The sequence below is a fragment of the Kribbia dieselivorans NBRC 106261 genome, from assembly GCF_001552435.1.
Lineage (GTDB): Bacteria > Actinomycetota > Actinomycetes > Actinomycetales > Dermatophilaceae > Kribbia > Kribbia dieselivorans.
The window spans coordinates 1-914 of sequence record NZ_BCRE01000268.1 but is presented as its reverse complement, the minus strand read 5'-3'; the positions used below and the strand labels follow the sequence as shown (position 1 = coordinate 914).

Genomic DNA, 914 nt, shown 5'->3' with positions numbered 1-914 from the left:
CGCGGCCGCCTCGGGCAGGTTGGGGGTCACCACCGTGACGTGCGGCAGCAGTTGCGTGATCGCGGCCTGGACGTCGTCGGCGGCGAGGGAGTCCCCGCTCGTGGCGACCATGACCGGGTCGAGGACGGTCGGCACCCCGGCCAGCGCGCCGCGCAGCGCGTCGGCGACGACCCGCGCGACGGCGCCCTGGCCGAGCATGCCGACCTTGACCGCGTCGATGCGCACGTCGGTGAGCAGCGAGTCGAGCTGGGCGGCGACGAACTCGCTCGGGGTGGGCAGCACCCCGTCGACGCCGCGGGTGTTCTGCGCAGTCAGCGCCGTGACGACGGCGGTGCCGTACACCCCGAACGCGGCGAACGTCTTCAGGTCTGCCTGCACCCCGGCCCCGCCGGAGGGGTCGCTGCCGGCGATCGTCAGGGCGTTGGCGACGGTGCCCGCGGGGTGGCTCGCGCCGCTCGGGCCGGGCAGGGTCGTTCGGGTGTCCATGGGGGCCACCGTAACGACCCGCGCGGACGTGGCGTATGGTCGACGCATCCCACGGGTGCCCTTGGCAGAGGGCTGAGATCGGGCTGTTGCCGTCCGGACCGTCGAACCTGACCGGGTCATGCCGGCGTAGGAAGAGAGATGCCATGAGTGAGCTCCACCCGCAGCACCGTGCCCACACGCTCGTCGACGGCGACCTCGAGGTGCCGGTCACCGCGATCCGTCTCGCCGACAGCCCCGACGGCAGCAGCAACGACGACGTCCTCGTCTACCGCACCTGCGGTCCCGACGCCGACCCCGAGGCTGGCCTGCCGGCCCAGCGGCTGGCGTGGATCACCGGCCGCGAGGACGTGGAGACCTACCCCGGCCGCGAGCGCACCCTCGCCGACGACGGGCGCGCCGCGCTCCGCCGCGGTGAGGCCTCCCAGGCG

At 74.4% G+C, this 914-nt stretch carries 1 protein-coding gene, 1 pseudogene and 1 riboswitch; of the genes and pseudogenes, one reads left to right on the top strand and one right to left on the bottom strand.

From position 1 onward, the window contains the following. On the bottom strand, positions 1 to 486 hold a 486-nt coding region (gene thiD / locus KD1_RS15725), incomplete at its 3' end, for a bifunctional hydroxymethylpyrimidine kinase/phosphomethylpyrimidine kinase (protein WP_174521125.1). 41 nt (positions 487 to 527) lie between these two features. Beyond that, a riboswitch (TPP riboswitch) is annotated at positions 528 to 636 on the top strand. Between thiD and KD1_RS15720 the strand changes: the two are divergent. Then, positions 630 to 914 (top strand): annotated as a pseudogene (locus tag KD1_RS15720) (phosphomethylpyrimidine synthase ThiC); the annotation flags it as partial. (Overlaps the previous riboswitch by 7 nt.)